This is a genomic window from Nocardioides caeni, assembly GCF_004912195.1.
In the GTDB taxonomy this organism is placed as follows: domain Bacteria; phylum Actinomycetota; class Actinomycetes; order Propionibacteriales; family Nocardioidaceae; genus Nocardioides; species Nocardioides caeni.
In genome coordinates this window covers 197,376-223,286 of the sequence record NZ_STGW01000005.1, presented here as the reverse complement: position 1 = coordinate 223,286, position 25,911 = coordinate 197,376, and the positions used below count along the sequence as shown (strand labels likewise).

Annotated in this window: 31 protein-coding genes; 19 read left to right on the top strand and 12 right to left on the bottom strand. The window is 70.6% G+C overall.

The features are described from left to right. Positions 1–137: 137 nt before the first annotated feature. The 11 genes from E9934_RS10465 to E9934_RS10425 all read right to left on the bottom strand — a co-directional run bounded on the left by E9934_RS10465 (position 138) and on the right by E9934_RS10425 (position 8,868). Entirely contained in the window at positions 138–3,560 is a 3,423-nt protein-coding gene (locus tag E9934_RS10465) for a phage tail tape measure protein (RefSeq protein ID WP_136562838.1), read from the bottom strand. Positions 3,561–3,563: 3 nt separating this feature from the next. Beyond that, positions 3,564–3,695, bottom strand: a complete 132-nt coding sequence (locus E9934_RS20455; protein WP_275106626.1) for a zinc finger domain-containing protein — start codon at positions 3,693–3,695, stop codon at positions 3,564–3,566. After that, positions 3,692–4,207 (bottom strand): hypothetical protein, encoded by a 516-nt coding sequence (locus E9934_RS10460; protein ID WP_136562837.1) that lies wholly within the window; start codon positions 4,205–4,207, stop codon positions 3,692–3,694. Before E9934_RS10460 ends, E9934_RS20455 begins: the two co-directional genes overlap by 4 nt. Position 4,208: 1 nt before the next feature. Continuing rightward, on the bottom strand, positions 4,209–5,195 hold the full coding sequence (locus tag E9934_RS10455) for a hypothetical protein (protein ID WP_136562836.1): 987 nt from the start codon (positions 5,193–5,195) through the stop codon (positions 4,209–4,211). Continuing rightward, positions 5,192–5,638, bottom strand: a complete 447-nt coding sequence (locus E9934_RS20570) for a helix-turn-helix domain-containing protein (RefSeq protein WP_379191656.1) — start codon at positions 5,636–5,638, stop codon at positions 5,192–5,194. Before E9934_RS20570 ends, E9934_RS10455 begins: the two co-directional genes overlap by 4 nt. Then, positions 5,608–6,084, bottom strand: a complete 477-nt coding sequence (locus tag E9934_RS10450) for a hypothetical protein (protein ID WP_136562835.1) — start codon at positions 6,082–6,084, stop codon at positions 5,608–5,610. The genes E9934_RS20570 and E9934_RS10450 overlap by 31 nt, the downstream gene beginning before the upstream one ends. Next, positions 6,081–6,683 carry a hypothetical protein gene (locus tag E9934_RS10445; protein WP_136562834.1) on the bottom strand — a complete coding sequence of 201 codons (603 nt, stop codon included), beginning with the start codon at positions 6,681–6,683 and terminating at the stop codon, positions 6,081–6,083. Before E9934_RS10445 ends, E9934_RS10450 begins: the two co-directional genes overlap by 4 nt. Continuing rightward, complete coding sequence (locus E9934_RS10440; protein WP_136562833.1) at positions 6,683–7,123, bottom strand: hypothetical protein; 441 nt, start codon at positions 7,121–7,123, stop codon at positions 6,683–6,685. Before E9934_RS10440 ends, E9934_RS10445 begins: the two co-directional genes overlap by 1 nt. Further along, a complete protein-coding gene (locus E9934_RS10435; protein ID WP_136562832.1) occupies positions 7,120–7,335 on the bottom strand; it encodes an excisionase family DNA-binding protein in 216 nt (71 codons plus the stop codon). The genes E9934_RS10440 and E9934_RS10435 overlap by 4 nt, the downstream gene beginning before the upstream one ends. 118 nt (positions 7,336–7,453) lie before the next feature. Next, positions 7,454–7,699 (bottom strand): hypothetical protein, encoded by a 246-nt coding sequence (locus tag E9934_RS10430; RefSeq protein WP_136562831.1) that lies wholly within the window; start codon positions 7,697–7,699, stop codon positions 7,454–7,456. Continuing rightward, entirely contained in the window at positions 7,696–8,868 is a 1,173-nt protein-coding gene (locus E9934_RS10425) for a tyrosine-type recombinase/integrase (protein WP_136562830.1), read from the bottom strand. The genes E9934_RS10430 and E9934_RS10425 overlap by 4 nt, the downstream gene beginning before the upstream one ends. A gap of 474 nt (positions 8,869–9,342) precedes the next feature. Between E9934_RS10425 and E9934_RS10420 the strand changes: the two genes are divergently transcribed. After that, positions 9,343–10,128 (top strand): HNH endonuclease family protein, encoded by a 786-nt coding sequence (locus E9934_RS10420; RefSeq protein ID WP_136562829.1) that lies wholly within the window; start codon positions 9,343–9,345, stop codon positions 10,126–10,128. Positions 10,129–10,193: 65 nt separating this feature from the next. Then, complete coding sequence (locus E9934_RS10415; RefSeq protein WP_136562828.1) at positions 10,194–10,889, top strand: carboxypeptidase regulatory-like domain-containing protein; 696 nt, start codon at positions 10,194–10,196, stop codon at positions 10,887–10,889. Positions 10,890–10,919: 30 nt separating this feature from the next. On the opposite strand, the gene dps is transcribed toward E9934_RS10415, so the two are convergent. Then, a complete protein-coding gene (gene dps, locus E9934_RS10410) occupies positions 10,920–11,474 on the bottom strand; it encodes a DNA starvation/stationary phase protection protein Dps (RefSeq protein WP_136562827.1) in 555 nt (184 codons plus the stop codon). A 154-nt stretch (positions 11,475–11,628) separates the two neighbouring features. Here dps and thrS point away from each other — a divergent pair, with 154 nt between their 5' ends. From thrS to yajC, 17 genes are all read left to right on the top strand, one after another. Further along, positions 11,629–13,611 carry a threonine--tRNA ligase gene (gene thrS / locus E9934_RS10405; RefSeq protein WP_136562826.1) on the top strand — a complete coding sequence of 661 codons (1,983 nt, stop codon included), beginning with the start codon at positions 11,629–11,631 and terminating at the stop codon, positions 13,609–13,611. A gap of 1 nt (position 13,612) precedes the next feature. Next, positions 13,613–14,608, top strand: a complete 996-nt coding sequence (locus tag E9934_RS10400; protein ID WP_136562825.1) for a glycoside hydrolase family 25 domain-containing protein — start codon at positions 13,613–13,615, stop codon at positions 14,606–14,608. A 35-nt stretch (positions 14,609–14,643) separates the two neighbouring features. Further along, positions 14,644–15,372, top strand: coding sequence for a TetR/AcrR family transcriptional regulator (locus tag E9934_RS10395; protein WP_136562824.1), 729 nt, complete (start codon positions 14,644–14,646; stop codon positions 15,370–15,372). 41 nt (positions 15,373–15,413) lie between these two features. Then, complete coding sequence (locus tag E9934_RS10390; RefSeq protein WP_136562883.1) at positions 15,414–15,905, top strand: HIT family protein; 492 nt, start codon at positions 15,414–15,416, stop codon at positions 15,903–15,905. 22 nt (positions 15,906–15,927) lie between these two features. Then, positions 15,928–16,590, top strand: coding sequence for a phosphatidylinositol phosphate synthase (gene pgsA, locus E9934_RS10385; RefSeq protein WP_136562823.1), 663 nt, complete (start codon positions 15,928–15,930; stop codon positions 16,588–16,590). A gap of 31 nt (positions 16,591–16,621) precedes the next feature. Continuing rightward, the gene (gene pdxS, locus E9934_RS10380) at positions 16,622–17,548 is read left to right on the top strand and encodes a pyridoxal 5'-phosphate synthase lyase subunit PdxS (protein WP_136562822.1); all 927 of its coding nucleotides are present in this window, start codon (positions 16,622–16,624) and stop codon (positions 17,546–17,548) included. 172 nt (positions 17,549–17,720) lie between these two features. Beyond that, positions 17,721–18,245 carry an alternate-type signal peptide domain-containing protein gene (locus E9934_RS10375; protein WP_136562821.1) on the top strand — a complete coding sequence of 175 codons (525 nt, stop codon included), beginning with the start codon at positions 17,721–17,723 and terminating at the stop codon, positions 18,243–18,245. Positions 18,246–18,268: 23 nt separating this feature from the next. Continuing rightward, positions 18,269–18,973 (top strand): signal peptidase I, encoded by a 705-nt coding sequence (locus E9934_RS10370; protein WP_136562820.1) that lies wholly within the window; start codon positions 18,269–18,271, stop codon positions 18,971–18,973. Positions 18,974–19,011: 38 nt separating this feature from the next. Further along, the gene (locus tag E9934_RS10365) at positions 19,012–19,701 is read left to right on the top strand and encodes a hypothetical protein (protein WP_136562819.1); all 690 of its coding nucleotides are present in this window, start codon (positions 19,012–19,014) and stop codon (positions 19,699–19,701) included. Next, positions 19,694–20,290 (top strand): SipW-dependent-type signal peptide-containing protein, encoded by a 597-nt coding sequence (locus E9934_RS10360; protein ID WP_136562818.1) that lies wholly within the window; start codon positions 19,694–19,696, stop codon positions 20,288–20,290. The genes E9934_RS10365 and E9934_RS10360 overlap by 8 nt, the downstream gene beginning before the upstream one ends. Further along, on the top strand, positions 20,287–21,663 hold the full coding sequence (locus E9934_RS10355; protein ID WP_136562817.1) for a signal peptidase I: 1,377 nt from the start codon (positions 20,287–20,289) through the stop codon (positions 21,661–21,663). Before E9934_RS10360 ends, E9934_RS10355 begins: the two co-directional genes overlap by 4 nt. 27 nt (positions 21,664–21,690) lie before the next feature. Continuing rightward, positions 21,691–22,266 (top strand): pyridoxal 5'-phosphate synthase glutaminase subunit PdxT, encoded by a 576-nt coding sequence (gene pdxT / locus E9934_RS10350; protein WP_136562816.1) that lies wholly within the window; start codon positions 21,691–21,693, stop codon positions 22,264–22,266. A 56-nt stretch (positions 22,267–22,322) separates the two neighbouring features. Further along, positions 22,323–23,090, top strand: a complete 768-nt coding sequence (locus E9934_RS10345) for a YebC/PmpR family DNA-binding transcriptional regulator (RefSeq protein WP_136562815.1) — start codon at positions 22,323–22,325, stop codon at positions 23,088–23,090. A 93-nt stretch (positions 23,091–23,183) separates the two neighbouring features. Beyond that, a complete protein-coding gene (gene ruvC, locus E9934_RS10340; RefSeq protein WP_136562814.1) occupies positions 23,184–23,741 on the top strand; it encodes a crossover junction endodeoxyribonuclease RuvC in 558 nt (185 codons plus the stop codon). Then, positions 23,738–24,334 carry a Holliday junction branch migration protein RuvA gene (gene ruvA, locus E9934_RS10335; protein ID WP_136562813.1) on the top strand — a complete coding sequence of 199 codons (597 nt, stop codon included), beginning with the start codon at positions 23,738–23,740 and terminating at the stop codon, positions 24,332–24,334. Before ruvC ends, ruvA begins: the two co-directional genes overlap by 4 nt. Positions 24,335–24,336: 2 nt before the next feature. Next, positions 24,337–25,416 carry a Holliday junction branch migration DNA helicase RuvB gene (gene ruvB / locus E9934_RS10330; RefSeq protein WP_136562882.1) on the top strand — a complete coding sequence of 360 codons (1,080 nt, stop codon included), beginning with the start codon at positions 24,337–24,339 and terminating at the stop codon, positions 25,414–25,416. A 122-nt stretch (positions 25,417–25,538) separates the two neighbouring features. After that, on the top strand, positions 25,539–25,910 hold the full coding sequence (gene yajC / locus E9934_RS10325) for a preprotein translocase subunit YajC (protein ID WP_238694880.1): 372 nt from the start codon (positions 25,539–25,541) through the stop codon (positions 25,908–25,910). The last annotated feature ends 1 nt before the right edge of the window (position 25,911 follow it).

The following is a 25,911-nucleotide window of genomic DNA, read 5'->3' as shown; positions in this document are numbered from 1 at the left end:
CTCGCCCGGGTGGAGCGGCCCGACCCCTGCAGCGTCGGGGTCGGGCCGCTCTGCTTCGTGGGCGGTCATGCAGAGCGTGGTGATGTAGTCGCGGCATGCGGTGAGCTCGGTGAGTGCAGCACGCCGTTCCTCGGGGCTCAAAGAGGACCACCCCACCGGCTGAACGCGCGCCCGCCGCTCCTGAAGTACGCCGATGCGTCCTGGACGATTTGCTCGCCGCGGCTGATACGGCCGAGATTGTCGGCCGACAGGTGGAGCGACACCTCGAGCTTTTCCGGGAACTCGACACGGGTCGCACGCTGCCAGTGCACTGCGTCAGCCCCGAGCTGTGGCTGTCCGAACCCCTTCACCAACGACGACGCCATGATCTGCCCGGTGCGGTGCACGTAGGTGTCGTTCGCCTTGAGCTGCATCGTCAGCCCGCCGGTGATGTCGTCCGCGATGTCGCGGAACTCCTGCGACGGCGACCGGATCCCGAGCGCGGTCTTCACCGCCTTGACGAGCCGGTTCGCCAGCCGGATCGCCGCCCGGTCGAGCTTCGCGGCCTCCGACTCGAGCCCCGCCACGATGCCCTGCTGCGCCGCCACCCCAGCGCCGTAGTAGCGGTCCGCCATGTTCTTCGACAGCGACTGTCCCGTGGCCGCCAGCCGGTCGGCGTACGCGTTGAGCTGCGCGATCGCCGTGTCCCCACCGGACGCGATCGCCTCCGCCGTCGCCAACGCCGCCGCCGGACCAGCCGCGAGCATCTGCTGGATCTGCGACTCCGACAGCCCGTCGTCGGCCAGCTGCTCCATCAGGACCGTGAACCGCTCCGCGTCGATCACCGCAGAGTCCGCCTGACTGAGCAGCGCCGACAGCGACACCGTCCCGTCGTCGAGCCGCCCCATCTGCGTGACGTCACCAGTCGCCAACACGGCGTCCTTGATCATCGTCGCGTAGCCGGCGTACTCGTCGCGCAGCTCGCGGAGCTTGTCACGCTGCGCCTCGAGCTTGCGGGTGATGCGGTCCTGCGCGCGGCCGTTGTCGTTCAGCGCGCGGAACTCGTTCCGCAGCGACTTGAGGTAGCGGGCCTCTCGGGCGCCCTCGTTCTTCCCGGTGATGTGCTTCCGGATTGCCTTCGTGATCCGCTCGAGGGACCGGTCGATCCCCTCGGCGCCGTCGTCGATCCCGCCCAGCACCGCGCGGATCAGCTTGGCGCCCTCCGTGCGTGCTTTCGGCGCCGTCCGGCGCATCCCTCCCACCAGGCCGTCGCCGAGCATCCGCCCGATGTACTCGGTCTCGCGAGACGGCGAGTTGATGTCGGCCTCGGCGCGGGCTGCCGCGATCGCGTTCCGGACCGCGCTCGTCATGATCGCCGTCAGCGCAGGCCCGGTGCCGGCCATGCCGTTGAGCAGTCCCGTCTTGAGCTGGGTACCGACCTGGGTCGCGCCGGCCGCCGTCGTCTTCGACTCCCGCATGGCCGTGCGGAGGTTCTCGACGTTCGGCTTGAGGTTGGGGTTGGTCTGCTCGATCGCCTTGAGCTTCTTCCCGATGAGCTTCTGCTCACGATCGCTGATGTGCGCGCCTTCTTCGATCGCGGTCTCGAGGCTGGTCAGCCAGCCCTTGAGGGTCACCTTGGTGTCGTCGACCTCGGCCAGTCGGTGACTCACGCGGTTGACGTTCTTCACCGCATCGCCCACGCCGGTGACCTGCAGTAGCGTCTTGATCTGCTTCGGGGTGAGGTTGTACGCCCGCGTCATGCGGCGCACTTCCTGCATGGAGTCCGGGATCCCGACCGTCTGCATGTCGGTGATGACGGCCTTCGGGAAGCCCTTGAACAGGTCCGCGAGGGTCTGGGTGGCGAGTGCGTCGTCTCGGACCTTCTGCGCGTTCGCGTCGATCGTGCCCGACAGGTTGGTCAGCGCCTCCTGGACGGTCCGCGCTTCCTCGCCCAGCAGGCTCTGCGTCGCAACAAAGTTGCCGTAGGCGTCGACCGACACCCCGGTCACGCCGATGTTCGCCTCGATCGCGGCATTCACCCGCGCCAGTGCGCCCTCCTGGCCGAGCATCGCGCTCACCAGGTCCCGCTGCGCGATCCCGAGCGCCTGCGCTGCAGGGATCAGCCCCTCCTTGGACTGCAGGTCCATCAAGGCCTTCTCGCGCGTGACCTTCGTCGCGGCGCCGGTGACCTTATTCAGCGTGTCGGCGTAGTTGCTCCACTCGGTCAGCGATGCCGTCGCCGCGTCGGCGGCCTTGTCGACGCTGCTCGCGAGTCCGACCAGGGCGCCCGCGCCCGCGCCGATCGCCAGGCCGATCGGGCCTGCCAGCGAGAACCCAAGGAGCGCGCCGCCGGCGGTCGTTGTCAGCACCTTCAGCTTGTCGTCGGTCTGCTGCGTCGACTGCATCAGCGCGACCATGCCGCCGACGCCAGCGGCGGTCCGCGCCGCGCCACCGAATCCCACCATCGCCTCCCGGGCCTTGCCCATGACCGTGGTCTGGTAGGACATCGCGGCCCGGTTCTGCGCCAGCCGGGCGGCCAGCCCGCCGGTGGCCGCGGAGGCGCCGAGCATGGCGCCGGAGACGGCGGTCGCGCCGGCGGCGAGCTTCGGTAGGACCAGCGCGGCGATGCCGGCCTGAATGCCGACCTCCTTGACCGGCCCGGGAAGCTCAGAGAACCAGCCCACCGCCTCCTTGACGACGTCGACCGTCGCCTCAAGCGGCGGCAGCGCCCGGTCCTCGAGCTCGCCGGCGAACTCGCGGATCTCGTCCTTGTTGTCCGCGACCCACCCCTGCAGGTCCTGCAGCGCCGGGATCAGGTTGTCCGACGCCCACGCCGTCACGTCGGTCAGGATCGGCAGGAGCAGCTCACCGAACGACGCCTCGAGGTCCTCGACCTGCGCATTGAGCCGCTGCTGCTGACCAGAGAGGGTGTCCGACTCCGACGCGAACTGGCCGGCGCTCTTGCTGGTCTGCTTGAACAGCAGGTCGAGCCGGGCCTGCTGCTCGGCCTGCTTCCGGGCCGACCCCTCGAGCTCGTCGAGCCCCTTCGCCGCCAGCCGCGCGTTCACGTCGGACTGCTTGATGCTGACGCCGTACCGCTCGATCGGGTCAGCCTCACCGCGGAGCAGCGACGACACAGCCTCGATCGCTTCCTTCGTGGTCCCGCCGAACGTCGCGGCCAGGTCAGACGCGCGGCGCGTCAGCTGGTCGGTGAGGTCGGTGACTCGCCGCATCGGCAGCCCGGTCGACGCCAGCGACGCTCCGGTGACGTTCGCGAGCTCGCGATACTCGTTGGCCGACAGACCGACGGCCTTCGACGCCTCCGCGCTCCGCTTGATGACGGTGTCGGCGTACTTCCCGAACACCGACTCGGTCGCGCCGATGGACTGCTGCGCGTCGGACGCGGCCGACACCGACGCCGCGCCGAGCTTGACCAGCGCGGCCGTGCCGACGAGGCCCGCACCGACGATCGCGGCCTTGGCCTTCGACCCGAAGCTGCTGACGTTGCCCTCGGCCTGCTTGAGATCGCTGGTCAGGCGCCGGAAGTCCCCGGTCGCGCGTACGACGATGCTGGGATCCATGAGCTACTCCGTGGTGACGTTGCCGACCGCGAGCGCCTCGGCCTTGACGACGCGTGCGAAGTGGTCGCCGCCTGCCGTGCACGGCTCGCCGGCCGGCGCGTGACACTGCGGGCAAGGGATGCTGGTCGCGTTCATCGGCGGCGCCTCCGCGATGTCGACACCGGTGCCGGCGTCGGGGATGAGTCCGGCGCCAACGCGTGCAACTGGCGCCGGTGGTGAGCCAGGGACAGGGCCCGCAGCCGTGTCGGGTCGACGTCCCGTAGCGCGGCCGCAGCCCTGGCGAAGTTCAGACGCTGCGCCCGGTCGGTGGTCGACATCGCGAGATCCTCGAGCGCACGGACGGCGCCGGCCCCATGCTCCTCGACGTGCACCCGGACCAGAGCCACGGTCGTCGCGATGTCAGACGGCGTGCCGGTCACCGCACGATGCATCACCGGGCCGGCCACACCGAGATCGCTCGCGAGCTCGAGCGTCCGCAGCATCGCCTCGCTGTTGTCCACGATCCGCCGCCCGGTCTGCGCGTGCCGCCGCTCCTCAGCCATGCGCAGCAGGGCATCCCGCGCCTTGACGACGTCGAGGTACGACGACGCCCTGGTGATCCCGGCGTAGGGGTCCGCTCCGGCGGTGGTCTCCACGACGATCGGCATGTCACGCTCCGATGCCCGTCACGGTCTGCAGGCCCGCCGCGTCCCGGACCTCGAAGTAGAACGGCCGCGCGACTGCCGCCGTCTTCCCGAACGACCGCGGCGCCTCGACCTCCTGGCGCTCGTAGCCGTCGACAATGAACCGCACCGCGCCGTACCCAACGTACGTCGCCGTCCCCGCCGCCTGCCCGGCCGACACCAGCACCTGCGGGTGTGGACCGTCGAAGAACGTCGACGCCACCGCCCGCCGCACCGCCGGCCAGTCGACCGCGTTCACGACGAGGGCCTGCACCGGACCCCGGACGCCGGCGGCGCCCTCAGCCTCGTCGAGCGCGGCGCCCAGGTCCGCACCGGCGGCCCGGGTGCCGCCGGCGGCGGTCACCATCGCCGCGGCCACGAACGTCTCCGCCGCCAGGTCGACGTCGTCCAGCACCAGCTGGTCGAGCAGCGCGTTCCCGGTCGGCCCGATCCAGTCGGCCAGCTGCCGCGACACGTCGAACCCGAGGATCGACCAGTGTCGCGCCTCGCCCGCCGCGACGTCGACGATCGCCCACCCGTCCGTGTCCGGCGTCAGCGGCAGCGTCGGGTCGATGCCGGCGAACGGGCCGGCCGTCGTGAACCCCGGCAGGATCGGGGTCGTGCCCTTCAGGTCGCCGGTCTGCCACGGACGCGCGAACCCACGAACCAGCGGGACCGGGCCGTAACCGGTCAGACCGTCGTTCAGCACGTGCGTCGGGAGCAGCCCCGGGAAGTCGGCCAGGTCGCGGTACTCGGCGAGCGCGTGCAACGGATCCCGCGCACCCTCGCCGCCGTCGAGCATCTGCATCACCCGAGCGCCACGCAGCACCAGCTCGCCGGCACGGATCGCGTCACGGATGTCGGACGCCGTCTCGGCCGCCGTGTGGGCGTGGGACGCCCGAACCGACGCCGACGCGGACGGATCCAGCACGCTCCGCACCTGGCTCCGCAGGTGATCCATCAGACCGGTCATCGCCCCAACCTCTCCGCCGCTTCCACGACGTCCTCCGCTGTCCACAGGAGCCGCCCGCCGCACCGACCGATGGGCTCAAGTCCCCTGGTCGTCACCCACCCCCGAGCCGTTGACTCAGAGACGCCGGCGCGGCGAGCTGCCTCTCTCAGACTGAGCAACTCACGAGGCTCCGCGCCAGAAACTCGCGCACCGCGCGCCTGCAGTGCGCGGATTCTCCCCAGCACCGAAATAGCCGCCGTGGTGTCGAGGCGATGCGCGGTCGCCTCCTGCACCCCGATCCGCAGCACCCGCTCGAGCGCCGCCAGGTCGGGGAGAGAGAGACTCGGCGCGAGTGGCGCCGGCTCCCGGCCGAGGCCGGAGCCAAAACGGTCTGGGTCTTGCCCGATTCCGCGCACGGGGCGATCTCGGCGGGTCACCGGTCCTCCCGGCTGCCGCGCTCCCATGCGTGCTTGTGGGCCCAGTGCATGGCGTCAGCGAGCTGCGATCGGTGGGCGGCCTGTGCTGGGTAGATGTCGAGGTCGTGGCGCTCGGCGTAGAGCTCGAGGAGCTCGAGGCTGACGGCGCCAGGTTCGTCGGGCGTAGGTATGCCGTGGTCGGTGGCCCATGCGAGGACGTCGGTTCGGGTGGTGCGGAGCGCGCGCAGTTTGCGCTCGATGACTCGGCGTACGGCGTCGTTGGCCGTGTCGTCGTCCAGCCAGTCCGGGTAGTCGATGTGGCTGGGTGGGGTGGGAGTGGGTGGCGGTGTCTGTCGGCCGATGGTCTGGGCGCGGCGTGGGTCGACGCCGAGCTGGCGGCCTATCGCTGCCCAGGTGAAGCCCTCTGCTCGCAGCTCGGCGACGAGGGGACGGAGCTGCTCGTTCTCTCGGCGTCGGCGGGTGCTGGGTTTCATGCGGTTGCCCGCCTGTCGCATCCGCTCACACACTCGCCGTCGATCGTCGTCCGGCCGTGGCAGTGGACGCACCTGGTGACGGTGTCTACGTCTGGTGATTTGGTTCCTTCTGTGACTTCCTCAGGTGGTTCCTCACCTTCTTCCTCCTCTTGGGGGAGGTCACTGAGCGTCCCCCCGGGGGGTCGGTGAGTGACCGGGGTGGGGGGTCGCTCAGCGTCGGGGGTGGGGGGTCGGTGAGTGACCGGGGTGTCAGCATTCGGGGGGTCGCTGAGCGTCCCCTCTCGGGGGGTCGCTGAGCGTCCCCCCAGCACGAGGTTCAGGGCGTAGGTCGATGTCCTGCGTGTGGGGTCGTTGCGGAGGGTGATCGCCTTCTCTTTCGTCAGCGCGCGGACGGCCCGCTTGGTCGCCTGCTCGGCCGCCGTGGAGCCGACGTCGGAGCGGCGCAGTGCCTCCTCCTGCAGCGCGCGGTGGCCGGCGAAGTAGAGCGGGGGATCGTCCTTGTCCTTCGCCACGAGGGCCATGTAGACGAGGACGCGGAACGGCAGGCCGTCGAGGTGTCCCCACAGGTGGTAGACGGCCTTGACGTTGGCGGCGCCCATCAGAGCTCCCGCAGCATGCGCTCGAGGGCGTAGCCGTCCATGTCGCGCAGCCTGTTCCGGGCCGCGCCCATGAAGTAGACGAACCGGCGGCTGGTCGGGACGTGGTCGGCGTCCAGGGCGATCCGCGCGGCGTCGACCATGGCGCTGCGGGGGAGGCCTGCGTTCAGGAGCCCCCGCAGCGATCGCCGCCAGTTCGACGGCGCGCTGAGCGTCCAGACCTGGTCGAACGCGTCGTAGTAGGCGTCGATGGTGGCCTGCCGGCGGACGATCATGTTCTTCGCGGCGGTGATCGCTTCGAGCGCGCTGACGTCGTCGATGGGGTCGTGTCCGCAGTGGGGACAGGGCTGGTCGGTCGCGTCTACGCTGTCGGTTGGTGGCAGTACCTGGCGGTCCTCGACCTCGGCATGGTCGGGGGCCGCGCCGCTGTCCGGGCCGGTCACTTCCCGGCCTCCGCGGCCGGGATGGGGCGAAGCAGCTCGTTGTCGATCTGCGCCAGGTCGACGCGAATTGGCGCCTTCTGACTTCGGCCGACACGGAACGCGTCGAGCTCGCCAGCAGCGATGCGTCGGCGGATGGTGAGAACGTTGACACCGAGGTAGTTGGCGGCCTCGTCGAGGCTGACCAGACGGCGCTGGCCGGGTGAGGTGCTCATCGGGTACGGCTCCGCTGCCGCTCCGCCCAGACGGATCAGCTTCGTGACGCTTGCGCGTGGGCGGCCTTCGAGGTTGTGCCCCAACCCATGAACTTTGAGTGGTCAGAATCTATCAGGATCAGACACCAATGATCCGCTCGCCCGCGTCGGCGCGTCGGTGGAGCGTCGCGACTCTCCACCGGATGTTGGTCCTTCGGCAGCGCGGGCACTCGAACGTCACGCGCGGCTCGCCGTCAACGGTGGAGCGGTCGACGATCGCGTGGCGCCGCACCGAGAACGCCCAGCCGCGGCCGTCGACGTGGCCGATTCGGGCCAGGAGCCGGTCACACCGATCACAGACGATCTTGGCGTCGAGGACCTTCACGAGCTGGCGCCTGTGGCGAGCGCGGACAGGGCCTCGGCGATCGCTCGGTCTCGGTCCTGCGCGGCGTGCTGGTAGCGCATCGCGGCGCCGGGGGTGGAGTGGCCGAGTCGACCCATGAGCTCGGCGAGCGTGGCGCCCGTCTGCGCGGCGAGCACCGCGCCGGTGTGCCTGAGGTCGTGGAATCGGAGATCGGGGCGCCCAGCGGCCGCGCGGGCACCGTAAAACCCGCTTCCCGACCGCTGCTTGGTCGGCGCGCGACCGTACAGCGTCGAGGGTGCGAGCTGCTCGCCACTCTTGCCCGGGAACAGCAGGCCGTCGCGGCCCCACTGTGCGTGCTCCTTGACGTGCTCTTTCAACAGCGGCACCAGGTGCGGTGGAATCGCGACGTCTCGTAGGCCGGCGTCGGACTTCGGCGTCCCGACGAGCCGGGTGCCGTCGACGAGCACAACACCGCGGCGGACGTGGATCACCCGGTTCGTCAGGTCGATGTCCTTGCGCCGCAGCTCGGCGAGCTCGCCGAATCGAAGCGCACACCAAGCGGCCAACAGCACCATCACGCGGAGGTTGGCGGGCATCGCGCTGACGATCTGCTCGAGCTCGGCCAGCGTTGCCGGCTTCACGCGGTGCTGACGCTTCGCGTTGCCGGCCCCGCGGATGTGGCACGGGTTGTGGGGGATCAGCTGGTCTTGGAGTGCGCTGCCCAGGATGGTCCGCATCAGGCCGTAGGCGTGTGCTCGGACAGTGGGGGTCCCGCTGCCCATCTCGTGGTGCCAGGTTGCGACGTCCTCTGATGTGATCGCCCGGAGTGCCGTTGCGCCGAACGTCGGGTCGAGGTGCTGGTCGAGCAACTTTCGGTAGTGCTGGCGGGTGCGTGGTTTCAATGTGCGGCGCTCGAGCCACCGATCGGCGTACGACGCGAAGGTGACAGGAGCCTTGCGGGCGGCGCCCGCTTCGCCGGGGGGAGTCCACTCTCCGCGGGAGATCGACCGGCGTACGTCGGTGAGCCACGCTTCGGCATCCTCGCGGGTGTCGAAGGTGGTCGACGCGTTGTGCTGCATTGTCCGGCCGGTGGTCGGGCTGAGGGTGCCACGCGGGTCGGAGTAGGTCGCTTGGTAACGGCCGCTGGGGAGCTTGCGGATGCTGCCGAACGTGCGCTTCGGGCGGGCCATGGGCGGTCCTCTGTGCGGAATACGTGCGGAATCAGGACGGAATCAGAGTGTAATCCTGAAACATCGTGATACGTTCTGATTACGTCACTGGGCGGCGTTTCTGCAGGTCAACCGCTTGAGTTCGCTGGTCAACCCAGTGACGTACCGAAACCAGCGAGACAGGTTCGAACCCAGTATCGCCCACCATCCGGAGCAGGTCCCGTGCCGAGCAGGCGCGGGACCTGAGTGCTTTTCGGGTACGGCGAGAGGGCGGCCACCTGCGTCAGCCGCCCCATCGGTCTCGGGACGGCGGGGCGGCTGGCGGGGTCCAGGTGTGGGGGACACTGCACAGTTGACCGGACCCACTCGGACGGTAGCCGGACGGCAGGGGCCGTGGGCGCTCTCCATCGGAACCGAGGTGCCGTCTCCAACGACGGCCCGCGCCGGGCGGGCTGTTCGCCGGACAGGCTCGGAGTGCCGACGTAGCCTCCGCCCGTGGGAGTGGACAGGACGGCCGCGCTGCTGCTGGCGGCGATCGTCGCCACGACGGGCGGGTGCAGCCGGGGGCCGCACCGGGACGATGACACTCCGGCCGAGCGGACGGTCACGGCGACCACGACGCCGACGCCGCCGACGACTACGACGCCGACGAGTACGCCGACATTGCCCACGACGCCCTCCACGCGAGCCGAGCCCGAGCCCGAGGTCGCCGTCGCCCGGGCCGCGCTGGACACGCTGCGAGTGGTCGAGCGCCACCCGGCCGGCCTGCCGCCGTACGACCGGGACGCCTTCGGCGAGCCGTGGGCCGACACGGACGGCAACGGCTGCAACCAGCGTGACGACGTGCTGCTCCGCGACGTGCTGCCCGGCACCGTCGTCGTCCAGCGGCAGGACTCCTGCGACCACGACGTGCTGGCGGGATCGTGGCTCGACCCGTACACCGGGGTGTTGCTGACGTTCGACGACCTCAAGGACGGCGCGCAGGCCCAGGCGATCCAGATCGACCACGTCGTCCCGCTGGCGGAGGCCTGGCGCTCCGGTGCGAGCGACTGGACGGCCGAGCGCCGCGCTGCCTATGCCAACGACCTCGACGCCCTGCTCGCGGTCGACGGCCCGACCAACGCGAGCAAGGGCGACGAGGATCCGGCAGCGTGGCGCCCCCGTCAGGGCTACCAGTGCGCCTACGGCGTCCGGTGGACCCTCACCAAGTCGAGGTGGGGCCTTGCCGCCGACAGCAGCGAGATCCGCGCCCTCGGCGAGTTGCTTGACCACTGTGGCTGACCAGGGCCTGGGGAAAGTTGTCGATTCGCCTGCGACCGTGGGGACGAAGGGCGTCCAATGTGAGCATGAAGCGACTCCTCGGTCTCGTCCTGCTGCTCGCCGTCGCCTGTGCGCCGGGCCTCCTGCCCGTCAGTGCCTCCGCGGAGCGTGGCGTCGCTCCGCCCGCGCCGATCACCGGTCGGATCTGGGACTACGTCGGGCGTACCTACGAGGCCGGCGTCGGAGTCCAGGTCTGGGATGAGCCCGGCGGAACGCTGCTGGGCAGCACCACGACCGGGAGCGACGGCAGCTTCTCGGTCGCGCGCAACCCGGAGATCCTGATCGGCGGCCCGACGTTCGTCAGGGTGATCTCCAACGGCCGGGTGCAGGGCGGCTGGATCGGCGGCGGCTACGTGCAGTTCGGACCCGACTTCGCCGACGAGGTCGCCGACGGCACGTCGCTCGGCCGGATCAACGCGACGCCGGCCTACATCCGCGGTCGGGTGGTCAACGCCCGCACCGGCCGCCCCGTCCGGGGCGTCGACGTCGCCCTGCTGCGGGCGGGTGACAACAGGCTGGTCCGCACCGCGCGGACCAACGCCGAGGGTGTCTTCGCCCTCCGGCCGTTCGTGGGCGAGGACTTCAACCTGCGGGTCGACGGCCGGGCGGTCGGCTACGAGCGTGGCTTCCGCGCCTGCAACGCCCAGGTCGTCGCGACGATCGGTCAAGCCTGCGGCTCTCCGATCGGCGCCATCGGACGGGTCTTCCTGCAGCGTCGCTGACAGTCGGAGCCCGCCCGACGGCACACACGATCAGGAGGCGGCGCGGGCCGCCTCCGCCTCAGTGGTGGCGCCCTGCGTCGCCAACGATCCGCCCTTGTCCTCGAGGTGGGCACGGACGAACCAGTGGAAGAGCTCGAGCTGCTCGGTCTGGGCGATGAACATGTCCTGGGTGACGAGGTCGAGGTCGTCGAGCTCCTTGATGCCATCGCGGTAGGTCGTGATGACGCCCTGGTAGACGAGATCGAGCGCGGCCAGGTGCTCCTGGGTGGTGGCACGGCCGATGGAGTAGTCGTCCCACGTCCGGGCATCGACGATCGAGCCGGGCGTGCCCTGCGGAGAACCGCCGAGGGTGGCGATCCGCTCAGCCAGGTCGTCGGCGAAGCCGCGCACGGCGTCGACCTGGGGGTCGAGCATCTCGTGGACGGCGATGAAGTGCGGACCGACGACATTCCAGTGGACGTGCTTGAGGGTGAGGTGGAGGTCGTTGGCGGCGTGCAGGCGGCCCTGCAACAGCTCGACGACCCGCTGGGCGCTGGTCTCGTCGAGTCCGGGAGTCGTGTACTGGAGCTTCTGCTGAGTGGACATGGCCGTGCGGTGCCCGCTTCCGGCCATTTCATGAGGGATGGGTCCCGCTCCCGAGCCGCCGCGGGAATCGACTGCGTCAGCGGACGGTCCGGCCGATACGATCGAGTCGCGCCCTCAGCCGGGGAGCAACCACACCTCAGAAGGAGCCCTCGTCGTGCCCGACATCAAGGTCGTCGTACTCACCCCTGACGCACGTCAGGAGTCGACGGTCACGGACGGGACCAGGGCGTGGGAGCTCTTCCGCGACCAGTCCGACGTCATCGCGGCGCGCGTCGGTGGGCAGCTCAAGGACCTCTCCTACGCGCTCGCCGATGGTGACGAGGTCGAGGGCGTCGAGATGGACAGCGCCGACGGTCTCGACATCCTGCGTCACTCGACCGCCCACGTGCTGGCCCAGGCCGTGCAGCAGCTCTGGCCCGAGGCCAAGCTCGGGATCGGTCCGCCGATCACCGACGGCTTCTACTACGACTTCGACGTCGACGTGCCCTTCGTGCCCGAGGACCTCGTCAAGCTCGAGTCCGCGATGCGCAAGATCATCAAGGAGAACCAGCGCTTCGACCGTCGGGTCACCGCCGACGAGGACGCCCTCGTCGAGCTCGCCGACGAGCCCTACAAGATCGAGCTGATCGGTCTCAAGGGCTCGGCGGCGGATGCGGCCGAGGGCGCGAGCGCCGAGGTCGGCGCCGGCGAGCTGACCATCTACGACAACATCAACCGCAAGGGTGAGGTCGCCTGGAAGGACCTCTGCCGCGGCCCGCACCTGCCGACCACCAAGCGCATCCCCGCGTTCAAGCTGATGCGCTCGGCGGCGGCCTACTGGCGGGGCGACGAGAAGAACAAGCAGCTCCAGCGCATCTACGGCACCGCGTGGCCGACCAAGGAGGCGCTCGAGGAGCACCTCCACCGCCTGGAGGAGGCCGAGCGGCGCGACCACCGGAAGCTGGGTCGCGAGCTCGACCTCTTCTCCTTCCCCGACGAGATCGGTTCCGGCCTGCCGGTCTTCCACCCCAAGGGTGGAGTGATCAAGCGGGAGATGGAGGACTACGTCCGACGTCGGCACATCGAGGAGGGCTTCTCCTACGTCGGGACTCCGCACATCTCCAAGGACGGGCTGTTCCACACCTCCGGACACCTGCCGCACTATGCGGACACGATGTTCCCGCCGATGGAGTTCGAGGGCGCGAACTACCAGCTCAAGGCGATGAACTGCCCGATGCACAACCTCATCTTCAGCAGCCGCGGCCGCTCCTACCGCGAACTGCCGCTGCGCCTGTTCGAGTTCGGCAGCGTCTACCGCTACGAGAAGTCCGGTGTCATCCACGGGCTGACCCGCGTCCGCGGCTTCGCCCAGGACGACTCCCACTCCTACTGCACCCCCGAGCAGGCCCCGGCCGAGGTCAAGCACCTGCTGGACTTCATGCTCAGCGTGCTGCGCGACTTCGGGCTCGACGACTTCTACCTCGAGCTGTCGACCCGCGACGAGGCGAAGAAGGACAAGTTCATCGGCAGCGAGGAGGACTGGGCGACCGCGACCTCGATCCTCGAACAGGTCGCCACCGAGTCCGGGCTCGACCTGGTCCCCGACCCCGGTGGTGCCGCCTTCTACGGTCCGAAGATCTCCATCCAGGCCAAGGACGCTATCGGTCGCACCTGGCAGATGGGCACCGTGCAGTACGACTTCAACCAGCCGGCCCGCTTCGAGCTGGAGTACACCTCCTCCGACGGCTCCAAGCAACAGCCGGTGATGATCCACTCGGCGAAGTTCGGCTCGATCGAGCGCTTCCTCGGCGTCCTCGTCGAGCACTACGCAGGCGCCTTCCCTCCGTGGCTCGCGCCGGTGCAGGTCGTCGGCATCCCCGTAGCGGATGCGTTCACCGACTATCTGTACGAGATCACCAACCAGCTCAAGGCGCGCGGCGTCCGCGTGGAGGTCGACGAGACCGACGACCGCTTCCAGAAGAAGATCCGCAACGCCCAGCTGCAGAAGATCCCGTTCATGCTCATCGCCGGTGGCGAGGACGTCGAGAAGGGGGCGGTCAGCTTCCGCTACCGCGACGGTCGCCAGGACAACGGCGTCCCGATCGCCGAGGCGATCGAGCGCGTGGTCGAGGCCGTCGCCAGTCGCGCGCAGGTCTGAGATGACGACGCGGCGGACCATCGCCGGCGCGCTGGTCGCGCTGCTGGGCCCGCTCGCGCTGACGGCCTGCGGCGGCGGATCCGACACCGGCGCAGGGGCCCCCGCCCGGCCCCCGGCGCCCACGCCGACGACGGCGTCGCCGAGTGCGGGCGTCGTACCAGGGGGAGACGCGGGGGACCCCGGGGCCGATGCCAGCGACCTCGCCGATCTCGCCGAGGAGCTCGCCCGTGAGAGCGGGGGACCGACCAGCAACATCGCGCCCCGCGACGGCAACGTCCTCGGCGGCGACGTGAGCTGGCCGCAGTGCCCGATCGGCACCGGCATCCCCGAGAAGCAGGGCAAGGGCCTTCCGATGCCGGAGGCCGAGGCGGAGTACGTGATCCTCGGCCTCACCAATGGCCCGGCGTTCACGCCCAACCCCTGTCTGGCCAGTCAGGTGCAGTGGGCCAAGGACAACGACGTGCTCGTCGCGGTCTACGCCGTCTCGAGCTATCCCAGCCGCGCCCAGCTCCAGGAGTACGGCGCCGATGGCCCCTACGACGCCTCCACGCGACTCGGGCAGCTGCGCAATGCCGGCTACCAGGAGGCGCGCTACAACATCGGGACGATGGGGCAGGTCGGCCTCCTGAGCCCGATCGTGTGGATCGACGTCGAGCCGGTGCCGTCCTTCGAGTGGAGCAGCGACAAGCAGGCCAACGCCGCGGTCATCGAGGGCGTGGCGCGCGGCTACGTCGACGCGGGCTTCCGGATCGGGGTCTACTCCACGCCGCACCTCTACGAGACCGTCGTCGGCAACCTCAGCCTCGGCGGCATCCCGGAGTGGCGGGCCGCCGGCCAGACCTCCCGCGCGGAGGCCCTGAACCGGTGCGGCGACGACTGGTCGATCCAGGGCGGGCCGGCCGTGATGGGCCAGTGGGTCGAGAGCGAGCGGGACAAGAACGTCACCTGCGACGGCATCGGCGCCGACCTCGGCAAGTGGTTCCATCGGTTCGGCTGACGCGCCCCGCCCATGACCGTGAGAAGGTTTGACCCATGACCGCCACCGAGGACGAGCCGGAGCTCGACGGTCGGCGACGTCGCTGGCAGGAGCACAACCAGGTCCGGCGCCAACTCATCATCGACGCTGCGCTCGCGGTGCTGATGCGCCAGGAGCCGGGCGAGGACATCCAGGTGCAGGCCGTCGCCGACCAGGCCGGGATGAGCCGGACGGTCGTCTACCGCCACTTCGAGGACCGTGCCGACCTCGACCGCGCCGTGCAGCGGCGGATCTGCGACGAGCTGTGGGAGCAGCTCCTGCCCGCCCTGGCCCATGACGGCACCCCGGACCAGGTCATCAGCCGCATCATCCGGGCCCTGATCGACTGGGCTGTCGCGCAGCCCAGCCTGCTGTGGTTCGTCGGCCGCGACGTCGCTGACTGGGGGCCGAGCCCGCTCAGCCAGGCCATCGAACAGGTGGCAGAGGCCATCGAGGGGATCATGACCGTCGTCGTCATGGCCCTGGGCGTCGAGCTGAGCGAGGACGACCTCGCTGCCCTCGACCCCTGGGTGTTCGGGCTGATCGGGGCCGTCTTCGCGGCGGTCCGCCGGTGGCTCGAGCGCGACACCCGCGCGCCCGCGCCCGAGGTCTTCGCGGCGGTGCTCAGCGAATCCGTCTGGGTGCAGATCGACGGGATTGCCCGGACCCGCGGGGTGAGTCTGCCGGACCTGCCCATCGCGGAGTTCTTCCAGATGCTCCGCAGCGACGAGGAGCGGGGGGAGTGAGCGGTCCCGACGGGCTGGAGCGGCTTTGGACGCCGCACCGGATGGCCTACGTCCGCGCCGCCGGTGACGAGGAGGAGGAGCCGGCCCACGCCGACCCGCGACCGGCCTGCCCGTTCTGCCGGATCACCCCGGATGCGTCGACCTCGTCGGACGACGAGCTGGTCGTCGTACGGGGGGAGTGCGCCTACGTCGTGGTCAATCTCTACCCCTACAACCCGGGGCACCTGATGGTGCTGCCCTATCGCCACGTCCCGGACCTGCTCGACCTCGACGATCAGGAGAACGCCGAGATCAACGCCCTCACCCGCGCCTCGCTGCGCACGATCCGCGCCGTCTCCCAGCCGCACGCCTTCAACGTCGGCCTCAACCTGGGCGGGGCCGCGGGCGGGTCGCTCTCGGGCCACCTGCACCAGCACGTCGTCCCGCGCTGGTCGGGCGACGCGAACTTCATGACCGTCATCGGCGGCACCAAGACGCTCCCGCAGCTGCTCGGCGACACCCGCGACCTGCTCGCGAGTGCGTGGCGGCCGTGACGGTGCAGTAGGTTCGGTCCCCGTGCTGGATCGCTTCAAGGAGTTCTGGGCAGGGACGCTGCTGCACCCGTTCGTGCGGCTGTTCATCCGCCTCGGCATCAGCCCCGACGCCGTGACCCTGGTGGGCACGGTCGGCGTCTGCGTCGGCGCCCTCGCGTTCTTCCCGCGCGGCGAGCTGCTCGCTGGGGTGCTGTTCATCACGGCGTTCGTCTTCAGCGACCTGATCGACGGGCGGATGGCGCGCGAGATGGGCCGGGTCTCCCGGTTCGGTGCGTTCTGGGACTCCACGCTCGATCGCTTCGGCGACGGCGCCATCTTCGGCGGGCTCGTCCTCTACTTCGCCGGCCCCGGCGACAGCGACATCTACCTCTACCTGTCGCTGTGGTGCCTGGTCATGGGCTCGGTGACCTCCTACGCCCGGGCCCGCGCCGAGTCGCTCGGCATGGACGCCAAGGGCGGCATCGCGGAGCGGTCCGACCGCCTCGTCTCCATCCTCGTGATGACCGGCCTGGGCGATCTCCTCGACCTGCCGATCCTCATGGAGGTCACCCTCTGGGCGCTGGCCTTCGCGAGCACCTACACGGTGGCCTTCCGCGTGCTGAAGGTACGACGCCAGGCGATCGCCCTCGATGCCGCCGACGCCGCGGCCGCGACCGGGACGACCGACCCCGGGACCGGTTCCTGAACACCGTTCGGGTCGGTCTAGGATCGACGCCATGAGCGAGCAGCAGGACCTCAGCGCCACCGCCACGCCAGAGAGCAACGGCCAGGGCACGACCCGGGTCAAGCGGGGCATGGCCGAGATGCTCAAGGGCGGCGTGATCATGGATGTGGTCACCCCCGAGCAGGCGAAGATCGCCGAGGACGCCGGCGCCGTGGCCGTCATGGCCCTCGAGCGGGTCCCCGCCGACATTCGCGCCCAGGGCGGCGTGTCGCGGATGAGCGACCCCGACATGATCGACGGGATCATCGAGGCCGTGTCCATCCCGGTGATGGCCAAGGCCCGGATCGGTCACTTCGCCGAGGCTCAGGTGCTGCAGTCGCTCGGCGTGGACTACATCGACGAGTCCGAGGTGCTGACCCCGGCCGACTACGCCAACCACATCGACAAGTGGGACTTCACCGTCCCCTTCGTGTGCGGCGCGACCAACCTGGGCGAGGCCCTGCGACGCGTCACCGAGGGCGCGGCGATGATCCGCTCCAAGGGCGAGGCCGGCACCGGTGACGTGTCCAACGCCGTGACCCACATGCGCACGATCCGTGGCGAGCTGCGGCGCCTCACCGTGCTCTCCGACGACGAGCTCTACGTCGCGGCCAAGGAGCTCCAGGCGCCGTACGACCTGGTGGTGGAGGTGGCGCGCTCGGGCAAGCTGCCCGTCGTGCTGTTCACCGCCGGTGGCATCGCCACGCCCGCCGACGCCGCGATGATGATGCAGCTCGGCGCCGAGGGCGTCTTCGTCGGCTCCGGCATCTTCAAGTCCGGCAACCCCGCGCAGCGTGCCGAGGCCATCGTCAAGGCGACGACCTTCCACGACGACCCCGACGTGGTCGCCAAGGTCTCCCGCGGGCTGGGCGAGGCCATGGTCGGCATCAACGTCGACGAGCCGGCGCGGTCGATCCAGTTCGCCGAGCGCGGCTGGTGACCATCTGATCCGACGGTCGACTATCGGATCCGATGGTCCAGCGGGACAAAGTCCCGATTCTCCGGACGCTCCGTGTCGCCTCGTGTTCCCCTCCGTTGAGGAGGTGTGGCACTCGTCCACACCTGCACACCGAGCGAACCGCGTCGTTGGACATGGGGAATGGAGAAGCACGATGAAGAAGACCACGAAGGGCGCCCTCGCGGCCGGCTCCGCGGCCGTCCTGCTGATGGGCGGCGCCGGCACGCTGGCGTTCTGGACCGACTCGGACGTCGTCGACGGCGGGTCCGTCACGGCGGGCGACCTGAGCCTGACCACGGGCTCCTGCGAGGACTGGGTCTACGCCGACGCCGACGTGCTCGGCCCCGGCGAGACCGTCAACCTCGTCGTCCCGGGCGACACCATCGAGAAGACCTGCACGGCATCGATCGACGGCACCGGCGACCACCTCCGCGCGACGGTCGAGATCGACCAGGCCTCGGTCGCCGACATCTCGCTCGGCTCGGACGTCCTGGACGTCTCGGCCGTGCTGACCGAGCCGGTGGGTGCCGACACGGGTGTCGACGTCGACGGCCCGACCCCCGTGTCGATCACCATCACGGTGGCCTACCCGTACGGCGACGAGAACATCGACTCGGAGCTCGCCACGGCCGACCTCGACGCGATCACGCTCAACGCGGTCCAGGTCCACAGCCCCTGATCCCTCGGTCGGTCCGACGGCCCATGCGTGACGTCATCGGCTGGACGGGACAGGTCCTGTCCTGGTTGGTGATCCTCGGTGTGGTGGCTGTGCTGGCGGTCGCGGTGGTGATTCCGCGACTCGCCGGCGCAGCGCCCTACACCGTGCTCACCGGATCGATGAGGCCCGACTACCCTCCGGGCACGCTGGTCGTCGTCAAGCCCGTCGCGATCGAGGACATCGCCGTCGGGGACGTCATCACCTCCCAGCTGGAGTCGGGCAAGGCGGCCGTCGTGACCCACCGGGTCACCGAGGTCTCCGCCCGTCTCGACGGCGAGACGGTGCTCACGACCCAGGGCGACGCCAACGACAGCGAGGACCCCGACGGGGTCGAGGAGGTCCAGGTCCGGGGCCGGCTCTGGTACGCGGTTCCCTGGCTCGGACACGTGAACACGGCACTGTCGGGACGACAGCGCCAGACCGCGGTCTGGGGGGTCTCGGCCCTCCTGATCGGCTACGCGGCCTACATGTTCGTCGGCTCCCTGCGCGATCGCAGGGGGCGGCGCAAGGGCCCCGAGGACGAGCAGCCCCAGCTCCACGAGCAACCCCCGCAGGAGGAGCCACCGACACCAGCACCGCAGGCCCCGCCGGCAGCGTCCCTGCCGGTCCCGGCACTCGTCGCCGGGGGAGTGGCGATCTCGATCCTGCTCCTTGCCTACATCCGGCGCCGAGGGCGCCGATCCACCTGACAACCGATCCGCCCCACCAGCCCTGACAGGAGTCCACCGTGATCCGTCGCCTCGCCCTGATGGCGTCCACCGCAGTCGCGGTGGTCGTCGTCGGCGCCGCGCCGGCGCACGCGGCGGACGAGATCGGGCTCAGCACCGACGGGTTGACCTGGTCGAACGAGCTGACGTCGCCGCTGTTCGACCCGGACTTCCGGGTGGTGCCGGGAGACGTCGAGGAGCGATCCTTCCTCGTCCGCAACGACGGACCGTCGGCCGGCGTGCTGACCGTCGACGTGGTGGCCGAGGACCCCGACCTCCTGCTCGCCGACAGCGACATCGTCCTCGAGGCGAAGGTCGGCAACCGGCCCTGGGTGCCGGTCGACGAGGGCGAGACCCGAGCCGTCACCGAGCTCAAGGTCCCGGAGGACGCCATCACCCGGGTGCGGCTGCGGGCGACGTTCGCCTGGGAGTCGACCCGTGAGCTGCAGTCCATCCCCTTCCGCGTCGAGCTGACCCTCTCCGAGGACGGCGACGTGGCCGGCGAGGGCGAGGGTGACGGCGATGGCGACGGGAACGGCCAGGGCGACGGCGACGGCACCGGGGGACAGGGTGACGGCGACGGTGACGCCCTGCCCGACACCGGCAACGGCATCGCCGGGACGACCCTGTGGGTCGCGGCCGGGCTGATCGGCGCGGGCATCGCGCTGCTGCGCCCCTCGCGCCGGCGCGAGGAGGCGTCCCGTGGCTGAGCAGCTGGTCGAGCGGAGCAGGAGGAGCTGGTTCGGACGCGGTCGCACGCGTGCCCTGCTGGCCGTCGGACTGCTCGTCGGGACCGGTGCCACGGTGACCTCGGCGTACTGGACCAGCGAGGGCACGGTCGTCCCCGGCTCGGTGACGGCCGGCGCGCTGCACATCGACCTCGACGGACGTCAGCAGGTCAAGCCCGAGAACGCCGTCGCGTGGTCGGGGCTCGACCTCACCGGCATCCCCGCGTCGGGCTCACGAGCCGCGATCCTCAACGTGCGCAACAACTCCGTCGGACCGGTGAGCCTCACCTACCGGATCACCGGCTCCGCGACCAACCCCGGCGCCCTCGGCGGCAACCTCACCGTCACCATCAGGCGCGCCGGCCAGTTGTCGGGGCAGCAGTGCACCAACGGCACCGTCGTCGCCGGCCCGGTGGCGATCAACGCGCTGTCCGTCGCCGCCAGCCCCGTCCTCGCGCCCAACGCGTCCCACGACCTGTGCATCCAGGTCACGCGGTCGGCGACCGCGTTGACCACCGGTGCGACGTCCGACGTGACCTTCACCTTCCCCGCGACACAGGTGCAGCCATGACGACGACGACCCGCATCGTCCGCGAGACCTTCCTCTGGGTGGCCGGCGCGCTCGGCGCCCTCTGCCTGCTGGTGCTGGCGGCCGGCTGGCTCCTCAACGTGACCCCGCTGGTCTTCGGGTCCGGCTCGATGAGCCCGGCCTACGAGGCCGGCGACCTCGGCGTCGCCCGCGAGGTGCCTGCCGCATCGCTGGAGGTCGGCGACGTCGTCAGCGTCCCGACGTCCGACGGCGGCCTGGTCACCCACCGCATCGTCGACGTCGCGCCCGCGGGCGAGCAGTTCCTGCTCACGCTCCAGGGTGACACCAACAACGTCCCCGACGCCGACCGCTACCTCGTGAGCTCCGCGGACCGTGTCGACCTCGGCATCCCGCACCTCGGCTACGTCGTCAACGCCGCCACCAGCCCCTTCGGCCTGGTCGTCGCCACCGTCGTCGTCCTCATCGCCCTGTGGCTCGGGTTCGGGCGCAGGGACCGCACCGGCCCGGACGCCCCGCGCCGTGCCCGGCTGCTCGTCCCGGCCGGTGCCGTCGGCGCCATCGTCGTCGGCGGCCTGCTCGGCGCCGGCGGCCAGGCGCCCTGGGCGTTCACCTCGGCGTACTGGACCGACACCGCGTCCGTTCGGACCACCGCGAGCGTCCCGGTGCCGCTCGACACGACGCCCCCCGTACTCTCCGCCCCCGTGCCCGCGAACAACGCGAGCGGTGCCGGCTGGGCGCCGGTGGCCTGCACGTCGCGGGCCAGCCAGATCTGCGTCACCGCGACGGACACCGGCGGCTCCGGGGTCGCGACGGTGTTCGTGAAGGTCGTCCGCAACGGTAACGAGTGCTGGAACGGCAGCGTCTTCGTGGCCGGCACCGCGTGCCAGCCGCAGCAGATGACCGTGGTGTCCGGCACGCAGTACGCCACCACCGGCCTCACCGCCGCGGTGATGACCGCCGGCACCTACCAGCTGACCTTCACCGCCACCGACGCCGCCGGCAACGCCGCCACACCGCTCGTGTCGGGCTTCACCCTGACTGCTGCGCCTCACGCACAGCCGGGCTGCACGAACACCGGTATCAACGGCAGCGCCCGCATCAGCTTCATCGACACCAGCAACGGCTACCAGTACCGCGTCGAGGTCCGACGCGCCGACAACAACGCGCTCACCCACATGGCGATCCTCGGCAGCACCACCAACGTCGGCCAGACCGTCACCTACGACGTGCCCGACACCAGCGGCGGTTCTGGACAGAACGGCAACTTCAACGTCATCGTCCAGACCCAGACGACACCCGGAGGCGTCAACGTCGGGACGGCCACCACGACGCCCGTCCACCGCGACCCGCTGTCGGGCGGCAACGACTGGCGCGCCTACTGCGGTGCGGAGTGAGCACGGCCCGGGCCCTAGGCTCGGCCCGTGCCAGCCGTCGGAGTCTTCGCCCTGCAGGGCGACGTTCGTGAGCACCTCCACGCCCTGAGCGCCCTCGGGGCCGAGGCCTTCCCGGTCCGGCGGCCGGGCGAGCTCGATCGGTGCGACGCCCTGGTCCTGCCCGGTGGCGAGTCGACGACGATGGCCAAGCTGGCGCGGACCTTCGAGCTGCTGGAGCCGCTGCGGGAGCGGATCTCCGGCGGGATGCCGACCTTCGGCACCTGCGCCGGGATGATCCTGCTGGCCGACCGGATCGAGGGCGGCACGGCCGACCAGGAGACCATCGGCGGGCTCGACGTCACCGTGCGCCGCAACGCGTTCGGTCGCCAGGTCGACTCGTTCGAGGACGATCTCGAGTTCGCCGGGCTGGCCGAGCCCGTGCACGCCGTCTTCATCCGCGCACCGTGGGTCGAGCGAACCGGGCCGGGGGTCGACGTGCTCGCCAGCGCGCAGGGCCACCCGGTCGCCGTACGACAGGGGCACCTGTTGGCCACCTCGTTCCACCCGGAGGTCGATGGCGACGGTCGGGTGCACCGGATCTTCCTCGAGATGGTCGCCGGATAGAGTTGCAGGGCTGTTTCGGCAGCCGCATGTCGTCGAGGTAGATAGAGGGACGGGAAATGTCTGGCCACTCCAAGTGGGCGACCACCAAGCACAAGAAGGCCGCGATCGACGCCAAGCGCGGCAAGCTGTTCGCGAAGCTGATCAAGAACATCGAGATCGCCGCGAAGATGGGTGGCCCCGACCCGTCCGGGAACCCCACGCTCTTCGACGCCATCCAGAAGGCGAAGAAGCAGTCGGTCCCCAACAAGAACATCGACTCCGCGGTCAAGCGCGGCGGCGGCCTCGAGGGCGGCGGCGTCGACTACGAGACGATCATGTACGAGGTCTACGGACCGCAGGGCGTCGCTGTGCTCGTCGAGTGCCTCACCGACAACCGCAACCGCGCTGCGATGGAGGTCCGCACAGCGGCCACCCGCAACGGCGGCACCATGGCCGACCCCGGCTCGGTCTCGCGGCTCTTCACCCGCAAGGGCGTCGTCATCGTCGCCAAGGCGCAGGAGGGCAAGGACGTCTCCGAGGACGACATCCTCGAGGCGACGCTCGACGCCGGCGCCGAGGAGGTCAACGACCTCGGCGAGGCCTTCGAGGTGCAGTCCGAGGCCACCGACGTGGTCGCGGTCCGCAGCGCCCTGCAGGACGCCGGCATCGACTACGAGTCGGCCGACGTCCAGTTCGTCGCCTCGATGGACATCCCTGTCGCCGATCCCGTCGCCGCAGGGAAGGTGTTCAAGCTCGTCGACGCGGTCGACGACCTGGACGACGTGCAGAACGTCTTCTCCAACGCCGACATCCCGGACGAGGTCCTCGACCAGATCGAGGAGTGAGTGCCTCCGGCGCCTCGCGCGTGTCGCGTCCACATCTCCGCGACAGTCGTCTAACGTTCCGTACGAACACATGTTCGGACGGAAGGTGACGACGTGCGCGTGCTCGGGATCGACCCGGGGCTGACCCGTTGCGGGCTCGGCGTGGTGGAGGGCTCGATCGGCCGTCCCCTGACGCTGGTCGACGTGAGCGTGGTCCGCACCTCCTCCGATCTCGCCGTCCCCGAGCGGCTGGTCACGATCGAGAAGGGCATCGATGCCCGGCTGGATGAATACCAGCCCGACGCGGTCGCGATCGAGCGGGTCTTCGCCCGCTCCGACGTCAGCACGATCATGGGCACCGCCCAGGCGGCCGGCATCGCCATGGTGTGCGCGGCCCGTCGCGGCATCCCGGTCGCGCTGCACACCCCGAGCGAGGTGAAGGCAGCGGTGTCCGGCAACGGGCGTGCCGACAAGGCGCAGGTGGGTGCGATGGTGGCGCGGATCCTGCGGCTCGACGCGCCGCCGAAGCCCGCCGACGCCGCCGACGCCCTCGCCCTGGCCATCACCCACATCTGGCGCGGCGGAGCGCAGGCCAGGCTCGACGCTGCCGTCGCCCGTGCCCGTCCCGCTGCTTCGCCCCTGCGCAGCCGTCTCCCCGGAGGAGTCCGATGATCGCCTTCGTCCGCGGCACCGTCGCCGACCTGACCCTGTCCAGTGCTGTCGTCGAGGTCGGGGGAGTGGGGCTGGAGCTGCTGTGCACCCCCGGCACCCTGGCCCAGCTGCGGACCGGCCAGCAGGCGACCCTGCCGACCTCGATGGTCGTGCGTGAGGACTCGCTGACCCTCTATGGCTTCGCCGAGGAGGAGGAGAAGGCGGTCTTCGAGCTCGTCCAGACCGCGTCGGGCGTCGGGCCCAAGGTGGCGCAGGCCATCGTCGCGGTGCTCTCACCCGACGGAGTCCGGGCGGCGATCGCCTCCGACGACGTCAAGACCCTGACCAAGGTCCCCGGCATCGGCCAGAAGGGCGCCCAGCGGATCATCCTGGAGCTCAAGGACCGCATCGGCGCCCCCCGCGGAGCCGGCAGCGTCGGCGTGCCGGCTGCGGCAACCGCGTGGCGAGACCAGGTCCACCAGGGCCTGATGGGCCTCGGCTACGCCACCCGTGACGCCGAGAAGGCCGTCGATGCCGTCGCCGACCAGGCCGGTCCGGTGCCCGACGTTCGCGCCCTGCTGCGCGCCGCGCTGCGCTCACTGTCCAAGGCGTGACGATGGGATTCCACGAGGACGATCTCGCTGCCGCCGAGGACAGTCATCTCCGCTCCCTGACCGCCGCCGAGGCGGAGGGCGACGAGCGGGCGGTCGAGGCGGCCCTGCGTCCGCGCAGCCTCGACGAGGTCGTCGGGCAGGGGCGGGTGCGGGACCAGCTGGGGCTCGTGCTCGAGGCGGCGCGGCAGCGCGGCCGTGCGCCCGACCACGTCCTGCTGTCCGGTCCTCCCGGACTCGGCAAGACGACGCTGGCCATGATCATCGCCCACGAGATGGGTGTCCCGCTGAGACTCACCAGCGGGCCGGCCATCACCCACGCCGGCGACCTGGCCGCCATCCTGTCGGGGCTCAACGAGGGCGAGGTGCTCTTCGTCGACGAGATCCACCGGATGTCCCGGCCGGCCGAGGAGATGCTTTATCTCGCGATGGAGGACTTCCGGGTCGACGTGATCATCGGCAAGGGGCCGGGTGCGACCGCCATCCCGCTCGAGATCCCTCCCTTCACCCTCGTCGGTGCGACGACACGCGCGGGGCTGCTGCCGGGGCCGCTGCGGGACCGCTTCGGCTTCACCGCGCACCTGGAGTTCTATGAGCCTCACGAGCTCGACCTCATCGTGCACCGCTCGGCGGGACTCCTCGGCGTCGAGCTGACCGAGGAGGGCTCGGCCGAGATCGCGGGACGCTCGCGGGGCACGCCTCGCATCGCCAACCGACTGCTGCGGCGCGTGCGTGACTACGCGCAGGTGCGAGCGGACGGCGTGGTCACCCGCCAGGTCGCCGAAGCGGCCCTCGACCTCTACGAGGTCGACGCGCTGGGCCTCGACCGGCTCGACCGGTCCGTCCTCGACGTGCTCTGCCGCCGCTTCGGTGGTGGCCCGGTGGGTGTGTCGACGCTGGCCGTGGCCGTCGGCGAGGAACGGGAGACGGTGGAGGAGGTCGCCGAGCCCTTCCTCGTCCGCAACGGGTTCCTCGCGCGCACGCCGCGCGGCCGGGTCGCCACGGCAGCGGCCTGGGCCCACCTCGGGCTCGACGCGCCGCCTCCGGCCGTCGACAGCGGCCCGCCGACCCTGTTCGACGAGTAGGCGCGGCCACGGACCGATGCCGATCCGCGATCGGCTGGGCGTCGTGGCTACACTTGCCCGTCGGTCCGCCGTGCCGTCGTACGGGCGGACCATTCCGTCTGCCCCGCTGGAGAGGTGTGTCCGTGGAGAACGCTGCATCACTGCTGCCGATCGTGGCGATCGCAGTGATCTTCTGGTTGCTGATCATCCGCCCGGCGTCACGCCAGCGGAAGGCGGCCGCCGACCTCCAGGCGGCGCTGTCCGTCGGCGACGACGTCATGTTGACGTCCGGGATCCTCGGGAGCATCGTCGGCACCGACGGCGAGCACCTCGAGCTCGAGATCGCCCCCGGCGTCGTCATCCAGGTCATGCGTGGCGCGGTCGCCTCCGTCCGACGTGACGTCGTCGACGAGGTCGGCGAGGTCGAGGAGGACGCCGCCGGCTCGTCCGACGAGGGCATCAGCCTCGCCAAGGACGCTGGCGCCAGCACCGACAACACCACCGAGGAGCGCTGAG